Origin of the sequence: Streptomyces sp. NPDC006463, from assembly GCF_042870715.1 — a bacterium.
In the GTDB taxonomy this organism is placed as follows: Bacteria; Actinomycetota; Actinomycetes; order Streptomycetales; family Streptomycetaceae; genus Streptomyces.
In genome coordinates this window covers 475,473-493,270 of record NZ_JBIAHP010000002.1, presented here as the reverse complement: position 1 = coordinate 493,270, position 17,798 = coordinate 475,473, and the positions used below count along the sequence as shown (strand labels likewise).

15 protein-coding genes and 1 pseudogene are annotated in these 17,798 nt (G+C 72.0%); 4 read left to right on the top strand and 12 right to left on the bottom strand.

Annotated features, from left to right (window positions below):
• Positions 1 to 14: 14 nt before the first annotated feature.
• From ACFYOB_RS06040 to ACFYOB_RS06020, 5 genes are all read right to left on the bottom strand, one after another.
• Complete coding sequence (locus ACFYOB_RS06040) at positions 15 to 1,430, bottom strand: alpha/beta hydrolase family protein (protein ID WP_388555080.1); 1,416 nt, start codon at positions 1,428 to 1,430, stop codon at positions 15 to 17.
• A gap of 113 nt (positions 1,431 to 1,543) precedes the next feature.
• Positions 1,544 to 2,179, bottom strand: a complete 636-nt coding sequence (locus tag ACFYOB_RS06035) for a TMEM175 family protein (protein ID WP_388555077.1) — start codon at positions 2,177 to 2,179, stop codon at positions 1,544 to 1,546.
• Between the two features lie 91 nt (positions 2,180 to 2,270).
• Positions 2,271 to 2,444, bottom strand: a complete 174-nt coding sequence (locus ACFYOB_RS06030; RefSeq protein WP_388555075.1) for a hypothetical protein — start codon at positions 2,442 to 2,444, stop codon at positions 2,271 to 2,273.
• 137 nt (positions 2,445 to 2,581) lie between these two features.
• Positions 2,582 to 4,642, bottom strand: a complete 2,061-nt coding sequence (locus ACFYOB_RS06025; RefSeq protein ID WP_388555073.1) for a PIG-L family deacetylase — start codon at positions 4,640 to 4,642, stop codon at positions 2,582 to 2,584.
• A gap of 260 nt (positions 4,643 to 4,902) precedes the next feature.
• Positions 4,903 to 7,617 carry a PIG-L family deacetylase gene (locus ACFYOB_RS06020; RefSeq protein ID WP_388555070.1) on the bottom strand — a complete coding sequence of 905 codons (2,715 nt, stop codon included), beginning with the start codon at positions 7,615 to 7,617 and terminating at the stop codon, positions 4,903 to 4,905.
• Positions 7,618 to 7,786: 169 nt separating this feature from the next.
• Here ACFYOB_RS06020 and ACFYOB_RS06015 point away from each other — a divergent pair, with 169 nt between their 5' ends.
• Entirely contained in the window at positions 7,787 to 10,774 is a 2,988-nt protein-coding gene (locus ACFYOB_RS06015; RefSeq protein ID WP_388555067.1) for a bifunctional [glutamine synthetase] adenylyltransferase/[glutamine synthetase]-adenylyl-L-tyrosine phosphorylase, read from the top strand.
• A 51-nt stretch (positions 10,775 to 10,825) separates the two neighbouring features.
• Here the strand turns inward: ACFYOB_RS06015 and ACFYOB_RS06010 are convergent, their stop codons facing one another.
• Together ACFYOB_RS06010 and ACFYOB_RS06005 are read right to left on the bottom strand one after the other, a co-directional pair.
• Entirely contained in the window at positions 10,826 to 11,761 is a 936-nt protein-coding gene (locus ACFYOB_RS06010) for a hypothetical protein (protein ID WP_388555064.1), read from the bottom strand.
• Positions 11,758 to 12,291, bottom strand: a complete 534-nt coding sequence (locus tag ACFYOB_RS06005) for a SigE family RNA polymerase sigma factor (protein WP_388555061.1) — start codon at positions 12,289 to 12,291, stop codon at positions 11,758 to 11,760. Before ACFYOB_RS06005 ends, ACFYOB_RS06010 begins: the two co-directional genes overlap by 4 nt.
• A gap of 288 nt (positions 12,292 to 12,579) precedes the next feature.
• On the opposite strand from ACFYOB_RS06005, the gene ACFYOB_RS06000 reads away from it, so the two are divergent.
• Together ACFYOB_RS06000 and ACFYOB_RS05995 are read left to right on the top strand one after the other, a co-directional pair.
• Positions 12,580 to 13,251, top strand: a complete 672-nt coding sequence (locus ACFYOB_RS06000) for a DUF4097 family beta strand repeat-containing protein (protein ID WP_388555057.1) — start codon at positions 12,580 to 12,582, stop codon at positions 13,249 to 13,251.
• A 13-nt stretch (positions 13,252 to 13,264) separates the two neighbouring features.
• Positions 13,265 to 14,383: a serine hydrolase domain-containing protein gene (locus tag ACFYOB_RS05995; protein ID WP_388555055.1), complete on the top strand. Its 1,119-nt coding sequence runs from the start codon at positions 13,265 to 13,267 to the stop codon at positions 14,381 to 14,383.
• Between the two features lie 23 nt (positions 14,384 to 14,406).
• Here ACFYOB_RS05995 and ACFYOB_RS05990 read toward each other — a convergent pair whose 3' ends face one another.
• Positions 14,407 to 14,781: a hypothetical protein gene (locus ACFYOB_RS05990; protein ID WP_388555629.1), complete on the bottom strand. Its 375-nt coding sequence runs from the start codon at positions 14,779 to 14,781 to the stop codon at positions 14,407 to 14,409.
• Here ACFYOB_RS05990 and ACFYOB_RS05985 point away from each other — a divergent pair.
• On the top strand, positions 14,685 to 14,948 hold the full coding sequence (locus tag ACFYOB_RS05985) for a DUF397 domain-containing protein (RefSeq protein ID WP_388555053.1): 264 nt from the start codon (positions 14,685 to 14,687) through the stop codon (positions 14,946 to 14,948). The two genes, ACFYOB_RS05990 and ACFYOB_RS05985, sit on opposite strands and share 97 nt — an antisense overlap.
• Before the next feature lie 23 nt (positions 14,949 to 14,971).
• Here ACFYOB_RS05985 and ACFYOB_RS05980 read toward each other — a convergent pair whose 3' ends face one another.
• The 4 genes and pseudogenes from ACFYOB_RS05980 to ACFYOB_RS05965 all read right to left on the bottom strand — a co-directional run bounded on the left by ACFYOB_RS05980 (position 14,972) and on the right by ACFYOB_RS05965 (position 17,771).
• Entirely contained in the window at positions 14,972 to 15,178 is a 207-nt protein-coding gene (locus tag ACFYOB_RS05980) for a hypothetical protein (RefSeq protein WP_388555051.1), read from the bottom strand.
• A gap of 92 nt (positions 15,179 to 15,270) precedes the next feature.
• On the bottom strand, positions 15,271 to 15,843 hold the full coding sequence (locus ACFYOB_RS05975) for a 1,4-alpha-glucan branching protein (protein WP_388555049.1): 573 nt from the start codon (positions 15,841 to 15,843) through the stop codon (positions 15,271 to 15,273).
• 57 nt (positions 15,844 to 15,900) lie between these two features.
• Positions 15,901 to 16,625 (bottom strand): annotated as a pseudogene (locus tag ACFYOB_RS05970) (class I SAM-dependent methyltransferase).
• A gap of 261 nt (positions 16,626 to 16,886) precedes the next feature.
• Positions 16,887 to 17,771, bottom strand: a complete 885-nt coding sequence (locus tag ACFYOB_RS05965) for a phosphatase PAP2 family protein (protein ID WP_388555046.1) — start codon at positions 17,769 to 17,771, stop codon at positions 16,887 to 16,889.
• Positions 17,772 to 17,798 lie beyond the last annotated feature (27 nt).

The window sequence follows — 17,798 nt, the reverse complement described above, 5'->3', positions numbered from 1 at the left end:
GACCATCCCCTGCGTCAGCTGCCGGGGAGTTGCTCCTGCAGCCAGTCGAAGACGACGTCGCAGTGCTGCTGCGGGGCCATCGGGGAGCAGTGCAGCTGGGCGCCGGTGGCCGTGGTGAGCTTCAGATAGTCCTTGCCGGGAGTCGTCAGTTTGTCGAACATCTGGCGCGGCTGGCCGGGATAGAACTGCTCGTAGTCGTAGTCGAGGACCAGCGTGGGGATCTTGATGCGGCCGATGACGTTCGTGATGTCCAGCGACTCGATGAGTTTGGCAGGCGTCCAGAAGTCGGTGAACATCTTGCCCTTGCGGGCGTCCAGCATCGCCGGGACCGAGAAGGGTTCGATGCGCTTCCTCAGCGTCGCGGCCGCGTCCGGGGGCAGCTGGGGGACGACCTCCTTGTTCCAGATGGTGTTCGTCTCCTCCTTGTCCGGGGTGACGATCTTCCGGAGCTCCGGGGGGAAGCCGAGCCACGGCGACATGCAGCCGGGCATCGCGACCAGAGCGGCGATCCTGCTCTCGAAGGCGGCGGCGCGGGGCGCCAGGTTCCCGCCCATGCTCAGCCCGGTCAAGGCGATCCTGTCCGTGTCCACGTCCGAGCGGGCGACCAGCCAGTCGACGAGCGGCGTCACGACGGTCTCCCAGCGCGGTGTGAAGACCACCCGGTCGACGAAGAGCAGCTGCCCCTGGCCCGGACCGTCGTACACCAGGGCGTTCCAGCCGCGCGTCAGAGCGGCCGAGACGCCGTAGGTCCACATGTCGACGTCCTGCCCGTCGCTGCCGTTCGTGAGGATCACGGTCGGGCGCCGCTCACCCGAGGTGTCCGGCCGGAAGAACCACACCGGCAGCGGCGTCCTTTGGTACGGGACCTTCGCCGTCACCGGCGCCGGGTCGCACAGCCTGCAGAACGTGTCCCAGGCGCCGCGCCCCGCCTTGTACAGCTGCTCCTCGCTGCCCGGGGTGTCGGAGCCGAGGACGAAGAACAGCGCCTGGCCGTAGTACTGCGCGGCCCGCAGGGCACGGAAGCGCGTGGTCTGCTGGTCGGACTTGCTGCCCGGGGGCTGCGCCATGAGCTGATCGCCGAGTTTCCTGAAGGTCTCGGTGTACGTCTGGGCCGAGAGGCCGGCCTTGTTGATCGCGTTCACGGCGGTGAGCACCTCGCCCACCTCGGCGGCGCCGAAACCGGACCCGCCGAGCGCCAGGAGCCCGTTGAAGTTGAAGGCCGGGTCCTTGAAGAGGGTCATCACCCCGGGCGTGGGTCCGCCCGCGGGGGCGGAGGCCGACTCCGAGGGAGCGGGTGCGGGCGCATTCGCGGGCGAGGCGCCCGACGGCGTGCACCCGGCGGCCAGCACGGCCCCGGCCCCGCCGACGAGCCCGGCAAGCGTGGTGCGACGGGTGGGGCCGGAGCTGCGGTCACTCGGTGCGTACGTCATGGCAGCCGAACGTAGGAGCCGCGGCTCCGGCCCTCCTGTGTGCGACACCCGTTGTTCCCCCGAATGGCGCTTCACAATGGCGGTTCACACAGTGCCCGGATGCGCGGCACCCCCTAGGTGGCCGCGCGCAGGCGCTTGCCCCGCCGGCCCAGCACCGCCTTGACCGGGACCAGCACCGCCCACCACAGCTCCGCGACCACCGGGGAGACGAACGCGAGCGGCACGGCGGCGGCGAAGACCAGCACCATCGACGCCAGGTCGAGCACGTCGTTGAGCGCCACGGGGTCGGGCATCGCCGTGCTGCTCAGCCACGGGCGCTTCCACAGCACGACGGTCAGCGCGAGCTGTGCGGCCCCGATGGCCGCGACGGCGCCGGAGTAGACCGCCACCGACTGCGGCTGGTACCCGTACTCGGCCAGCAGGGTGGTGGGGAAGGGCATCAGGGCGATCAGCCCCAGGTTCAGCAACCCGAGCTTGACGACGGTGCCGTCCACCTCCCGCACGTACCGGAAGACCTGATGGTGGCCCCGCCAGAACGCTGCGATGACCACGAAACTGAGGGCGTACGCCCACAGGTTGGGGACCACGTCCGCCAGCGCCTCTTCGAAACCGGCCTCATCCAGCCCGGGGGGCAGCGTGATGTCGAGCGCCAGCAGCGTCATCGCAATGGCGAAGACGCCGTCCGACAGCGCGAGGACCCGGGTCGCGCTCCCCTCGTCGTCCCGCACTCGCTGGTGACCGTTCACCACGCCACCATAGGGTTGAACGGGTGGAAATCTCCCGATATCCACGTCCGTCACGCGAACGTCGGCCCGGAGTCGTCTCGCGAAGGTTCCGGCCCTAGCCGAAAAGGCCGCGCTTGACCTTGGCCGCGTAGAGGAATTCGGGCGGGTAGTTCCCCGCGTGCTTGCGGTCGTAGTGGTCCTGTATGTCTTCCAGAGCCTTGGACTGCTTCGTCAGGGAAGTGCGGTACCGGCACTCCCCGCAGAAGAACTTGAAGCCCTTGATCTTCACCAGAAGCCTCCTCGCGCAGGGTTCCGACGCTCCTCGTCGGCCTGGGGGTGACGCACCCCAAGTGTGGCCCCATGGAAGGCAGTTATGGAATATGTTTCTAGAAAGATCTTCAATTTTCGGGGACTGGGCGCGGCCCTTCAGCGGACCGCGCGGTGCCAGGCCGGGGTCGTCGAGGCGCGTGGGGTCGACGTGATGTGGAGCTGTGCGTCCAGGCCGAGGACCGCCGTGGTGGCGCCGGAGAGTTCGAGGACGGCCGCCGGGGCGCCCGAGTAGAGCATCGCGGACTCCGTCCAGGCGGGCGGGCCGCCCAGTCCCGTCGTGCCGATGGTGCCGCTGTCCGCGCGGCCCGCGATGAGGCGGCCCGCGACGGCGACCGCGCCGTAGCCGGCCCGCCCGCCCGCCTCCGCGACGCTGGAGACCTGGAGCTTGCCCGGGCCGGCCGTGACCAGGGCGGTGCGGACGACCCCCGAGTCGGGGCGGCGGAAGTACAGGCGGACGCCCGCGCCGTCCGGGGCCGCCGAGAGGGGGACCGTCGTGGCGGGCAGGCCCGTCTCCGACGGCCCGGACAGCGGGGAGCCCGGGCCGGCCTGGGTCCAGGCCAGGACCGACTTCGTGGTGGTGGCGTACACGTGGCGGCGTCCGGCCGAGTCCAGAGCCGTCACCGGGTCGCCCTGCAGGTCCTCGCCGCCCAGGCGCCGCCAGGCGGAGAAGCCGCCGCCCGGCAGCTGGGTGGTGGCGCGCAGCGTGCGCCGGGCGTCGCGGAGGTACACGGTGAGCCGGCCCTCCGCGTCCACGCCCGCCGAGGGAGCGCTGATCGCCGACGTGCCGTCCTCGTCGGCCACTTCGGGGCTGCCGAGCGACTGCCACGGGCCGAACGGGCCGTCGGGCGCGGACTGGACGGCGTACACGACCTCGCGCAGGTAGCCCGTAGCCACCGGGCCGAAAACCGTACGGGTGGCGACGACCGCGATCCGCCCGTCCGGGAAGCGTGCGGTGGTCGCCCCGGGGTCGATGCCCGTACCCGGGAGGAGGGCCGGACCCGCCCAGTCGCCGCCGGGCGCCCGGGTCCAGTAGGCGGTCTGCCCGTCCAGCGTGGCGAACGCCCAGAGCCGGCCGGGCGTGCCCTCGGCCAGCCAGGAGCTGTGGTCGGCGCGGCTGTAGCGCAGCGACTGGGCCCAGTTGCGCCCGGTCGGGTTGCCCGCGACCTTCCGGTCGCCGCAGCCCGAGGGGGAGCCGCAGTAGTCCTGGTGGTCGTGCCAGGCGTACGTCTTCAGGTAGCCGGTCTTCGTCTCGGCCGTCTGCGGGTCCAGCGTGTGCGGGAGGGTGCTGTTGTGGTAGCCGAGATAGTTCTGGACCGAGAAGTGCGGGCGGTCCGTGACCTGGGCGGCGTACGCGGTGGTGGCGGCCTGCACGAACCGTGCCCCGTACATGTGGTCCTGGTGGTCGGTGTACTTGCCGGTGCCGGGGTCCCCGTACCGGCCCGGCGTCGGGTCCTGCATCCGTATCGTCGTCGGCCGGTACCGTGCCAGGACCCCGGCTATCGCCTGTATCAGCTGGTCCTTCGTGTACGTGAACTGCTGCTTGACCGGGGTGCCGGAGGTCAGCTGGGCACCCAGCGCGGCTATCTTGCCGTTCCACAGGCCGCGCAGGCTGTCGGGGGTGTCCTCGCCGGTGCTGCGGGCCTCGCGCAGCTGCAGCCAGACCAGGTTGACCTGCGGCTTCGCCATGAGGACGTCGAGCTCGGCCTGGCCGCCGCCCGCGGTGGGTATGACGGTGCGCTTCCAGGCGCTGGTCCGGTCGCCGGTCGCCATCTGGGCGTAGGCGGAGCGGATGCCGTTCTGCCGGGCCTCCGCGTAGTGGGTGCGGTCGGCGGGCTGCTCCGGGTCCTTGACGCTCGCGCCGTGCGCCTCGTTGCGGCCGTCGGCCTCGCCGGAGGTGAGGTAGGCGGTGGTCACCGGGATGCCGGACAGCAGCGAGCGGCTGAGGTCCGGGTTCATGAAGAACAGGTCGTCGTCGGGGTGGGCGACGATCTGGACGACCGACCCGGCGGTGACGCTCGCGGGCAGGGCCGCGACCGGGCCCGTCTCCGGGGTGGCCTCGGCCGTCGTCTGCTGGCCGGAGGCCACGGCGAACACGCCGGTGGCACCGGCCGTCAGCACGGTGAGCAGAGCCGCGAAGCGGCGACGGGACAAGGGCATCGGTCACGCCTTGGGTTCGTTCCGGGCGGGAAAAACCGCTGAGCAGTCAGAGAGAGGCGAATTCAGGGAACTTGGTTCGCCGATTTCGCCGATTGCTCCTGCTTTCCGAAGTCCACCGGCTGCGACGGTGCGTTGTGGAGCTTTTGGTCCGGATATGTGACAGGAATGTGGACTCTGTTCGTCCGCACCACGGTCCAACCGACGTGTGGATACGAGGTGTTGGGCGCCCAGGCGGTGGGCTCCCGGTTGGCGGGCTCCCGCTACGGAGCCGTGTTGCGCGGGCCCACCGGCTGCCAGGGCGCCAGGTGCGCGTCCGGCGCGTCCGCCGACGAGGTCACGTACAGCCGCGCGTCCATCCCCAGCACCGCCAGGCTGACCAGGTTCTTCCCGGTCATCGTCGAGGACGGCGCGCCGACGAACATCAGCGGCGACCGCTCCCACGGCCGCCCCCACCCGACGTCCGAGCCCAGCTGCCCGCCCGCGGTGCGGCCCGCCAGCACGTGCCCGCTCGCCGTCACCGAGCCGAAGCCCTGGAGGCCGCCGAGGTCGGTCAGGTGGTTCACCTTCAGCCCGCCGTCACCCGTCAGCAGGGCGGTACGGACGTTGCCGGATCCCGGCTTGCGGAACCACAGCCGTACCCCGCCCTCGCGACCCTCCGCGGTGAGCGGGAGCGTGGTGTCGGGCAGCCCGGTGGCGGTGGCCGGGCCCAGCGCGGCGCCCGGCTTCGGCTGCACCCAGCCCACCACCGTCTTGGACGTCGAGGAGAACACCATCCGCCGCCCGGCGCCGTCGGTCGCGGTGGCCGGGGTGCCGTGCAGATCGGCGCCGCCGTACTTCTCCCACGGGCCCCAGCCGCCGCCCGCCTGCTGCACCCGCCCGCGCAGGGTGGAGGCGCCGTCGCGGACGTACGCCGCCAGCTGGCCGGTGCCGTCGACCGAGACGGCGGGCGCGCTGATGTCGGAGGTCCAGTTCTCGTCCGCGGTCTCCGGGGTGCCCAGCGACTGCCATTCCCCGAACTCCTCGGAGCCCGGGCGCTGCTGGACCGTGTAGACGACCTCGCGCCTGTAGTCGGCGGGCTTCGTGCCGAAGGAGGTACGGGTGCCGAAGGCGGCTATCCGGCCGTCCTTCAGGGTGACGGTGGACATGCCCGGGTCCATGCCGGTGCCGGGGAGCAGGGTCGGCCCGCTCCAGCGGCCGAGCAGGCCCGTCCGGTGCCAGACGGCGACCTGGCCGTCGAGCACCTTGAAGGCCCACAGCCCGTACTCCTTGTCGGCGGTCAGCCACGAGGTGCTGGTGCCGCGCGCGTAGTTGATGGAGTCGGACCAGCGGTTGCCCGCCGGGTGGTCGGAGATCTTGAGGTCGCCGCAGCCGGCGTCGCTGCCGCAGTGGTTCTGCCTGTCGAGCCAGGCGTACGTACCCAGGATGTCCAGCTTCTCCTTGGCCTCGTCCGGGTCCAGGGCGCTGGGCAGGGAGCCGTTGAAGTAGCCGAGGTAGTTCTGCACCGCGAAGTGCGGCCGGTCCTTGACGTCCTTCGCATACGCGGCGGTCGCCAGCTGCGCGAAGCGGGCGCCGTAGAAGTGGTCCTGGTGGTCGGTGTACCGCTTGGTGTCGGGGTGCCGGCCCGGGGTCGGGTCCTGGGAGCGGACGGTGGTCGGCCGGTACTGCTCCAGGACACCGACGAGGGTCTGGACGACCTGGTCCTTCGTGTACGCGAACCGCTGCTTGACCGGGGTGCCGGAGGCGAGCATCGACTCCAGGCGGGGGACCTTGCCGTCCCACAGGCCGTGCAGGCTGTCCGGGACGTCGTCGTACACGTTGCCGGCCTCGCGCAGCTGCAGCCAGACGAGGTTCACCTGGGGCTTGGCGACGAGGACGTCGACCTCGGCGTGGCCGCCGCCCTTGGTCGGGACGACGGTGCGCTTCCAGGCGCTGCTGCGGTCGCCGGTGGCCATCTTGGCGTAGGCGGCGCGGATGCCGTTCTGGCGCGCCTCGGCGTACGCGGGCTTGTTCGGCCGGGTGGTGGCCTCCTTGCCGGCGACGGCGTTGATGCCGTCGGCCTCGCCGGAGGTCAGGTAGACCGAGGTCACGGGGTGGCCGGCGGATATGGAATAGCGCAGGTCCGGATTCATGAAGTAGAGGTCGTCGTCCGGGTGCGCGACGATCTGGAGCACCCGGCCGGGGTCGGGCGCGTCGGCGGCGGACGCCGGGGCCGCGGCCCTGCTCTTGGGAGCGGCGGGGGACTCCAGGCGGGCGAGGGCGTCGTTGCCCCGGAGCAGGAGCATGCTGCCGGCGGCGGTGGCCGCGCAGAAGGCGACGACCTTGACGAGCCCGGCCCGGTGGCGCCCTTTCGCCTGCGGCGCGGTGCGTGATCCGGCGGCGGCCGGGGCCGGGCCCGCTGCGCGGCGGCGCCCGCGCTTCGCCTCCGGCGCGGCGGGCGCGTCGGCGGTGGCGGGGGCCTTGGCCCGGCGCCCGCGCTTCGCCTCCGGCGCGGCGGGGGGCTTCGCCCTTCCGCGCCGGCCGCCGGTGCCCTCGGCCGCGCGGGCCCGCCGCGCGGCCCTGCGCCCGGCGGGGGCGTGCGGCTCCGGGGCTTCGCCAGTGCCGGGCCGTCGGCCCGCCGTCGGCGGGGTCGCCTGTTCCCAGCCGGTGTCGGCCGACGGGTCCTGCGGGTTCCAGGTTCCGGCCTGGGGGTGCGGGTCCTGCGGGTTCCAGGTTCCGGCGCCGGGGTGTGGGTCCTGCGGGTTCCAGGTTCCGGCCTGGGGGTGCGGGTCCTGCGGGTCCCAGGTTCCGGCCTGGGGGTGCGGGTCCTGCGGGTTCCAGGTTCCGGCCTCGGGGTGGTGCCACGCGGGGCCGGGCGGCGGCGCCTGATCCCAGCCGGGGTAGCCGGGGTAGCCCACCTGCGGGTCCCAGCCTCCGGCGTCGGGGTCCTGCCGAGCCGCACCGGGGCCATGGCCAGGGCCGGGGCGTGCGTCGGACATGGGGCTCCCCTCACCGGTCTGCGGGGAGCGGTCCCCATCACGTCATAAATCTTCGGATAATCGGATAACCGTGATCATGATACGTCGCGGTGAGTCGAACGCCTGCTCCGGATAGGCTCACTCCAGGCACGCCAGGGCAGTGGCAGCGACAACCGCGGGAGGCGGCGGGATGACAGTCCCGGGACGCAGGAGCAGCACCTTCATCCGGCTGCTGCGCAGCGGCTTCACCGACCCCTCCGCCGCGGGCCGGCTGCTCGACGCCGACGCGCTGGCCGCCGTACGCACCGATCCGGTGCTCCTCGACGCCCTCGGGGCGACGGCCGACCCCGACCTCGCCCTCCTCGGACTCGTACGGCTCGCCGAGGCGCAGTCGGCCGACGAACTGCCCGGGCTCCTCGACACCCTCGTCAGCGCCAAGCCGCTGCGCGACCGCCTCCTCGGTGTGCTCGGCGCCTCCGAGGCGCTCGGCGACCACCTCGCCCGCCATCCCCGCGACTGGCAGGCCCTCGTCACCTACGAGGCCGCCGACCTGCACCCCGGGCTACCCGAGTTCGAGCAGGGCCTCGCCGACGCCCACGACCCCGTCGCGCTCCGCGTCGCCTACCGCCGCTGCCTGCTCTCCATCGCCGCCCGCGACGTCTGCGGGACCATAGACGTCTCCCAGACCGCCGCCGAGCTCGCGGACCTCGCCACCGCCACCCTCCGCGCGGCCCTGCGCATCGCCTCCGCCGCCGCTCCCGAGGACGCCGCCCAGTGCCGCCTCGCCGTCATCGCGATGGGCAAGTGCGGCGGCAACGAGCTCAACTACGTCTCCGACGTCGACGTCATCTTCGTCGGCGAGGCCGTGAACGGAATCGACGAGGGCAAGGGCATCCAGGCCGCCACCCGCCTCGCCTCCCACCTCATGCGGATCTGCTCCGAGACCACCGTCGAGGGCACCATCTGGCCCGTCGACGCCAACCTCCGCCCCGAGGGCCGCAACGGCCCCCTCGTCCGGACCCTCGCCTCCCACCTCGCGTACTACCAACGCTGGGCCAAGACCTGGGAGTTCCAGGCCCTCCTCAAGGCCCGCGCCGTCGCCGGGGACGAAGCCCTCGGCGCCGAGTACGTCGACGCCATAAGCCCGCTGGTCTGGCAGGCCGCCGAGCGCGAGAACTTCGTCGCCGACGTCCAGAAGATGCGCCGCCGCGTCGTCGACAACATCCCCGCCGCCCAGGTCGACCGCGAACTCAAACTCGGCCCCGGCGGCCTGCGCGACGTCGAGTTCGCCGTCCAGCTGCTCCAGCTCGTGCACGGCCGCCACGACGCCACCCTGCACTCCGGCACCACCCTCGACGCCCTGCACGCCCTCGCCGCCGGAGGCTACGTCGGCCGCGCCGACGCCGCCCAGCTGCACGACGCGTACCGCTTCCTGCGCGCCATGGAGCACCGCATCCAGCTCTACCGGCTGCGCCGCACCCACCTCGTCCCCGAGGACGAGAGCGACCTGCGGCGCCTGGGCCGCTCCCTGGGTCTGCGCACCGAACCCGTCGCCGAGCTCAACAAGGCCTGGCGCAGGCACGCCTCCGTGGTCCGCCGCCTGCACGAGAAGCTCTTCTACCGGCCGCTCCTGGACGCCGTCGCCCAGCTCACCCCCGGCGAGACCCGGCTCTCCCCGCGCGCCGCCGGCCAGCGCCTCGAAGCCCTCGGGTACGCCGACCCGGCCTCCGCCCTGCGCCACCTCGAAGCCCTCGCCTCCGGCGTCACCCGCAAGGCCGCCATCCAGCGCACCCTGCTGCCGGTCCTCCTCGGCTGGTTCGCCGACTCCGCCGACCCGGACGCCGGCCTGCTGAACTTCCGCAAGGTCTCCGACGCCCTCGGCAAGACACCCTGGTACCTGCGGCTGCTGCGCGACGAGGGCGCCGCCGCCGAGAACCTCGCCCGCGTCCTGTCCGCCGGCCGCCTCGCCCCCGACCTCCTCATGCGCGCCCCCGAGGCCGTCGCCCTGCTCGGCGACCCCGAAGGCCTCCAGCCCCGTACCCACGAGGCCCTGGAGCAGGAGGTCCTCGCCGCCGTCGGCCGCGCCGACAGCGCCGAAGCCGGCGTCGCCGCCGTCCGCGGGGTGCGCCGCCGCGAGCTCTTCCGCACCACCGCCGCCGACATCATCCGCTCGTACGGTACGGAGGACAGCCCCGCCGAGGAGGACCACGGAGCCCTTGTCGACCGGGTCGGCGGAGCCGTCTCCGACCTCACCGCCGCCACCGTCGCCGGCGCCCTGCGCGCCGCCGTCCAGTCCCATTGGGGCGACACCCTGCCCACCCGTTTCGCCGTCATCGGCGTCGGCCGCTTCGGCGGCCACGAACTGGGCTACGGCTCCGACGCCGACGTCCTGTTCGTCCACGAACCCCGCGAAGGCGTCGACGAACAGGTGGCCGCGAAGGCCGCCCAGGCCGTCATCGCCGAGATGCGCAGGCTGCTCCAGCTGCCCACCGCGGACCCGCCGCTGCTCATCGACGCCGACCTGCGCCCCGAAGGACGCTCCGGCCCCCTGGTGCGCACACTGGCCTCGTACGCCGCGTACTACCGGCGCTGGTCGCTGACCTGGGAGAGCCAGGCCCTGCTGCGCGCCGAACCCGTCGCCGGCGACGACGACCTCGGCCGCCGCTTCATCGACCTGATCGACCCGCTGCGCTACCCGATGGAGGGCCTCGGCGAGGACGCCGTACGGGAGATCCGCAGGCTCAAGGCCCGCATGGAGTCCGAGCGGCTGCCGCGCGGCGCCGACCCGACGCTGCACACCAAGCTCGGCCGCGGCGGCCTCAGCGACGTCGAGTGGACCGTCCAGCTGATCCAGATGCGGCACGCCTGGGCGGAGCCGGGCCTGCGCACCACCCGTACCCGTGAGGCCCTGGCCGCCGCCCACGCGGCCGGGCTGATCCCGACCGAGGAGGCGCAGATCCTGGACGAGGCCTGGGTACTGGCCACCCGGGTCCGCAACGCCGTGATGCTGGTCCGCGGCCGCGCCGGGGACACGTTCCCGTCCGAGGCCCGCGAGCTGGCGGCGGTGGGCCGCTACCTCGGCTACGCCGAGGGCACGGTCGGCGAGATGCTGGACGACTACCGGCGCATCACCCGCCGGGCCCGGGCCGTGGTGGACGAACTGTTCTACGGGGCGTAGGACCTCGCCGCCGACCCCTGTACGGCGGCGAGGCCTTGCTCTTGCGTCCCTTTACGGGACGGTCTTGTCGTAGGTCTTGTCCTGGTCGGAGTCGTAGACCTGCGTGCCCTGGGCGTCGTAGCCCTGGATCCGGGGAGTCCTGGTGACGGTCCGGTCCAGCACGCCGGTGGCGGCGAACCATCCGTGGTCGATCACGGCCTCGGCGGTGGCGCCGCCGTACGTGACGGTGATCCGGGCGACGCGGGGGTCGACGACGGTGCCGATGCTGCCCCAGCGGTAGGGCAGCTTCCACGGGCCTTCGCCGCTCAGCCGTTGGAGGTAGAGCTTTCCTGCGTTCATGTCGGGGACGACGGCCCCGCTCCCGGGGGCCGAGTCGCCGCCGGACGAGATGTTGACGCCGCTCGTCTGGCCGTCCTTCATGGTGCAGATGAGCCGGACCTGCGCCGGGGCGTCCTTGACGGCGACGATGTACTGGCCGTCGCCCGGGCTGTTGTTGTTGCCGGTGCTGCGGAGCGCGAGCAGGATCCGGTAGTCGGAGGCCTCGCCCAGGTCCTGCGGCTTGGCCCCCGCCCCGCCGGAGTGCCGCCGGTTGAAGTCGAGGCATTCGATCAGCCTGATGCCGGCCTCCTCCTGGCTGATGCCGTCGGCGAGCTGCCCCGGAGTCGCGGGAGCCTGCGGCAGGCGGGTCAGCTGGGGTGACTTGACCACCTCGCTCGGTGTCGGGCCGCCGCCCGCCACGGACACCCGGTCGGACGAACCGCCGCCATCGCCATCGCCGGTGACGGCGATCGCCGTGGCCGGTACGACGGCCAGTGCGACCAGTGCCGCCCCCGCCACCGCCAGCCTGCGCCGCCGCTCCCCGCGGCCCTGCCGCACGATCGCCTGATACGGCACGGCGGCCGGCCGTACGGCCTTCGCGTCCTGGGCCATCCACTCCCGCAGGTCCAGCTCGAAGCCGTCCTGTCCGTCGTCGCCCCGCCCGTTCACAGGACCGCCCTTTCACTGATCTCGTTGGTCGTCGTGATCCGGCCCAGCCCGGGCCAGGCGCGCAGCTTGGCCAGCGCCTTGGACGCCTGGCTCTTGACGGTGCCTTGGGAACAGCCCAGGACGTCGGCGGTCTCGGCTTCGGAGAGGTCCTCCCAGTACCGCATGACCACGACCGCCCGCTGCCGGGCGGGCAGTTCGGCCAGCGCGGTCATCAGCACGTTGCGCTCATCGGCCCACGCCACGGCGTTGTCGCGCACCGACGTGTCCGGCACGGCGTCCGTCAGCCGCTCCGGTACCCGGCGCTTGCGGAACCGGTCGTTGTTGCAACTGACCAGCATCCGGCGCACGTACGCCTCCGGACTGTCGCTGCGCGACACGCGCCGCCACGAGCGGTACGCCTTCGCGAGCGCCGTCTGGGTCACGTCCTCCGCGTCGTGCGGATCGCCGGTCAGCAGGTACGCGGTCCGCACCAGATGAGACCAGTGCGCGGCCACGAACGACTGGAACTGAGCTTCTTGCTCGGCGTGCATCGCCACCCCCTTCGCTCCCTTGACCACCTCCTGCTCGGATTCGGTTGCCCGGCGACGACACAAATTTCAGGCGGGTCCGTGGCCCCCGGGTGCCTCCGGTATGGCGTTCACTCTCAGTTCATTGCAACGACCAGGGTGAAGATTGTTGCATTATCCTTTAAGCCGTTGCAACGATTTACCGGCTTTTACCTGCGGTGATGCTGATTCTGCGCAATGATGGTGTTGCTCAACTTTTGAACGCAACGTAGCTTTTCCTTCATCGGAAACAGCGAGTCAAAGGAAAGCACCTTGCAGAAGTTCGAAACCCACGCCCCGATCGCCGCCGTCCTGGACATCCCCGCGGGGCGCATCCGGTTCATCGCCGCGGACCGGGCCGACACCACGGTCGAGGTCCTGCCCGCGGACGCCTCCAAGGGCCGTGACGTGAAGGCGGCGGAGCAGATCGAGGTCGGATACGCCGACGGCGTCCTGCGGATCGGGGCCCCGGCCGCGAAGAACCGGATCCTCGGCAACTCCGGTTCCGTCGAGGTGACGGTCCAGCTGCCGGCCGGCTCCCGCGTCGAGGCGAAGGCCGCCCTCGGCGAACTGCGGGGCGTCGGACGTCTCGGCGACGTCGCCTTCGAGGCCGCACAGGCCACCGTCAAGCTCGACGAGACCGACAGCGCCCACCTCACCCTCCAAGCCGGCGACGTCTCGGTCGGCCGCCTGGGCGGCCCCGCACAGATCAGCACCCAGAAGGGCGACCTGCGCATCACCGAGGCCGTGCGCGGCACGGTCGAACTGCGCACCGAGGCCGGTGACATCTCGGTCGGCGCCGCCCGCGGAGTCTCCGCCTCCCTGGACGCCGGTACCTCCTACGGCCGGATCCACAACGCGCTCCAGAACACCGACGGCGCCGCCGCCGGTCTGACCATCCACGCGACCACCGCCTACGGCGACATCACCGCCCGCAGCATCTGAAGGAGCACTCACCATGACTGACAAGACCACCGCCGGGCAGGGCCGCCCGGAGCTGCAGAAGGCCATCCAGGAGATCGTCGATTCCGGTTTCGCCGGGGTGCAACTGCGTGTGCACGATGAGCGGGGCGAGTGGGTCGGCAGCGCCGGGGTGCGCAAGCTGGGCGAGAGCGCCAAGCCGCCGACGGACGGGCGGTTCCGGATAGGCAGCAACACCAAGACCTTCACCGCGACCGTGGTGCTGCAACTGGTGGCCGAGGGGAGGATCGGGCTGGACGACCCGGTGGCCGAGCACCTGCCCGAGTTCGGGCTCGACCGGCAGATCACGGTGCGGATGCTGCTCCAGCACACCAGCGGGGTGTTCAACTTCACCGGTGAGTACTACGACGACGGGACGTTCGCGCCGGGGATCCCCTGGTCGGGCAGGGAGTGGGTGGAAAACCGGTTCAAGACCTACCGGCCCGAGGAACTGGTGCGGCTGGCGTTGTCCAAGCCCGTGCGGTTCGCTCCGGGGGCCGACTGGAGCTACTCCAACACCAACTACGTGCTGGCCAGGCTGCTGATCGAGAAGGTCACCGGTCGTTCGGTCGCCGAGGAGATGCAGCGACTGATCCTGGGGCCGCTCGGGCTGTCGGACACCGTGGCGCCGACCACCGAGTCGGACGTCCCCGAGCCGCACGCCCACGCCTACTACCGGTACGAGGAAGCCGGCGAGACGAAGACCGTCGACGTCACCCGCCAGAACCCCTCCTGGATCTCCAGCGGCGGCGACATGATCTCGACCACCCAGGATCTCCACACCTTCATCTCCGCGCTGGTGGGCGGCAAGCTCCTGCCCGCCCCGCTGCTGGCCGAGATGTACAAGACGCATCCCAAGGCCGGGTACGGCCTGGGGGTGTTCGTGCAGGACGCGGGCCCGAACGGCGGCACCGTCATCACCCACAACGGCGGCATCGCCGGCCACGCGGGGCTGATGTACAGCACGCCCGACGGCAGCAAGACCCTGACCGCCTCGCTGAACTATGTCGACGACGCCGCGATGTCCCTGGCAGTGCCGTTCCAGAAGGCGACGCAGAGGCTCGTCCAGGAAGTCTTCGGCGGCGGCCGGCCCGATCCGGCCCGGCCGACGGGCTGAGCACCTCGGACCCTCATCCGAGGTCACGCGGCCTTGGCTGCGGTGCAGGAGGAGCACTGGCCCGGGGTGGGGGAGCGGAAGGCGCGGTCGCAGGCGTCGCAGGTTTGCAAGGGCTGGATCTGCCGCTCTGCGGGCCGGGGGAGGGGCGGGCGATCCGGGAGGAGGGGCGGGCGGTACTCGGTGAGGCGGTGGGCCAGGAGGCCGGCGGGGGAGCGGATCGGCTCCGCCGGGAGGCAGCCCGCCAGGGTGCCGCTGACGGCGGCCGGGCTCAGGCCGCGCTCCAGCCAGGTGGTGACGCCGGGTGCCAGGCGCGCCACGTCGCGCTCCGAGAGCAGCAGCCGGGGGTCGCGCAGCCGCAGGCGGGCGAGCAGAGCCCTCGGTCGGCGACCTTTCCGCACTGAGCTGGGTCAAGAGCAGTTACAGCGCCAGCAACAGCAACGACTGCGTCGAGGTCGCCCTGATGCCCGAAGCGATCCTCATCCGGGACTCCAAGGACGTGGACGGCGGCCACCTGGCCGTGGCCCCCGCCACCTGGACCGGCTTCGTGCGGTACGCCGCGGGCTGATCCGGCCGCCGGGCCGCGGCCTCTCAGAGGCCGTCGCCGCGAACGGCGGTCCCGCAGCTGCATTCGGTGCCGCAGCTTCCGGTGCCTCCGCAGCTGCTGGTGGTGTCAGAGCCGTGCCAGTCGAGGTGACCGCCCTCCTCGGCACGGCTCCTGCCGGATGAGGCGAGGAATCCTGCGACACCTGCCGCGACGCCGACGACGGTCAACGCGAGCGCCTTCTGTAGGGCCATGCCGTCCTCCAGAGCGGTTCGGAAGTACCCAGCACTGTGCCCGGCCCTGGTGATCCCGACACGTCCCATTGGGCCCGCCCCGGCCCGGAGCCTCACATGCGCAGGGCCGCGAAGACGGCCCGGGCCGGTTCGCCGTCCGGGGTGCGCCACGTGGCCGTGACGTGGGTGGCCGGGTCCCGGTCCGCCGGGGCTGCCGCGTGCAGGACGCGGGTCACCGACAGCGTCGGGCCGTCCTGGCCGGGGACCACGGTGACCGTGGGGTCCGGGGCGTCGCTCGCGTTCTGGTCCTGGGGGACCGCCTCGCCCCGGAGCAGCGCGCGCAACTGGGCCACCAGCACCGGGTCCTGGGTGCCGTCGTAGACCCACCGCCGGCCCAGTACGCCGTGCTCCGACGTGCCGACCAGAGCCTGGTCGGCGCCGGGGAGCGGGGCCCCGCGGTAGGTCAGGGGGAGGTGGTAGGCGATCGGGGTGTCGCCTGCGGTGTCGGTGACCACCATGAACTCGATGCCGACCTCGCCCTCGGGGTCGTCCAGCCTGAAACCGCCCGCCTTGGTCAACTCCGGAGCCTGGCCGGGCCGCCCCTCGTACCAGGGCTGCGTCGGCAGCCACGACGCCACGAGTTCCAGCTTGCCGGGGGACATGGTGGTGCGGTGGACGACAGCCATGCGGACGGGCCTCCAGGAGTCGGGAGCGGTTCGTGGTGGACGAGCTGCTCTACGAGCCTATCGGCGGAACAGAGCCGTCGAGAGGAAGGATTCGCCGAAGCGGGGGGACTCGGGCGGTTCGTCCCGCATGCGGCGCAGTTCCACCTCCGCCAGGTCGGAGAAGATCCAGCGCAGGACTCCGGCGTGTAGGCGAGACCGCCGTGGAGGCCCGACCGGCGGTAGAAGTCGCCGTCGGGGAGCTCGGACCCCATCTCGCCGGACGCGAAGCAGGTGAGCGCGAAATGGCCGCCGGGCGCCAACGCCCGATCGAGGGCGGCGAGGTAGCTGATCCGTCGGTGCGGCGGCAGGTGGTGGAAGCAGCCGGAATCGTAGATCAGGTCGTACGGGCCGCTCAGTTCGGTCCCGATCAGGTCGAAGGCGTCACCGCAGTGGAACCGGACCTCGGCCCCCGCCTCGCGGGCGCGCTCCCCGGCCCAGGCGATGGCCTCCGGGGACAGGTCGACGGCGTCCACCTCGAAGCCCAGCGAGGCGAGGTGCAGCGCGTTGCGGCCCGGTCCGCAGCCCAGGTCGAGGGCGCGGCCCGCGGTGACGAGGCCGCGGTCGACGTACGAGACCAGGTTCTCGTCGGGTTTGTCCACGAAGAACGGCACCGGCCTGGAGCGGTCCGCGTAGAAGCCGTCCCACCAGGAGGCCGCACCGGCCGTCCAGCGGTCCGCCTCCGGCGCGAACAGGCCGTCGAGAAGCCTCAGGGCGTCTTCCACCGTGCGTATGTGCCGGTCCACCAGATCCCCTTTCCGATACCGGAGATCATAGTTTCGCGTGACACAAAACCCCAGGTCAGACGGTGTGCGGGGAGGTCCTCTCCGGCCGCCCGGGACTCGATCGCGGGGACCGTGGACTCCCCGGCCCCGAGTGGGGTGCGTGGGCCTCCGCGCCCCCGCCGAAGGCCGCCACTGGGGCGTTCCGGGCCGCGCCGAACCGGGTTTCCGTGGGGATTCCGCAAGATCGCAAGCCCGGCTGCAGCGCTCCAGCGCTCCAGTGCGCTAGCGCCGGAAGCGGTTCAGCAGCGCCGCCGCCGGGTGCGGACCCGCGTACTCGGGGTGGCGCGGCAGGCGGTGCGGCAGCGAGCCGTACCAGCTGCGCGAGACGGTGTAGCCGAAGCTCAGGCAGAGCATGCCGCCCACCGCGTCGAGCCAGAAGTGGTTGGCGGTGGCCACGATGACGACGAGGGTCGCCGTCGGGTAGAGCAGGCCCAGGATCCGGGCCCAGGGGGCGGAGGCGACCGCGAAGATCGTCAGTCCGCACCAGAGCGACCAGCCTATGTGCATCGACGGCATGGCGGCGTACTGGTTGGACATCTGCTTGAGGTTCCCCGACGCCATGGAGCCCCACGTGTGGTGGACCAGCACGGTGTCGACGAAGTGCTGCCCGTTCATCAGCCGGGGCGGCGCGAGCGGGTAGCAGTAGTAGCCGACCAGCGCCACGCCCGTGGTGGCGAAGAGGACCAGGCGCGTGGCGGCGTACCGCCCCGGATGGAAGCGGTAGATCCACACCAGCACGCCGATGGTCACGGCGAAGTGGAGCGTCGCGTAGTAGTAGTTCATGCCCACGATCAGCCACGTCACCGAGTTCACGGCGTGGTTGACGGACTGCTCCCAGGCGATGCCGAGGGTGCGCTCGATGGACCAGATCCAGTCGGCGTTCGCGAGGGCGGCCGCCTTCTGCTCGGGCACCGCGTTGCGGATCAGAGAGTAGGTCCAGTAGCTGATCGCGATGAGCGCGATCTCGAACCAGATCCGCGGCCGGCGCGGGGACCGCAGCCGGGTGAGCAGGGTGCGTTCGGATCCCGGGCGGGTCTCGCTCTCGGTCACCTGGGGTGACGAGACATCCGTCCGGGTTTCCAGTGTCTTCACGCTCGCTTCACCCATGGGATAGGAGTCTGCCAGATGCGATCT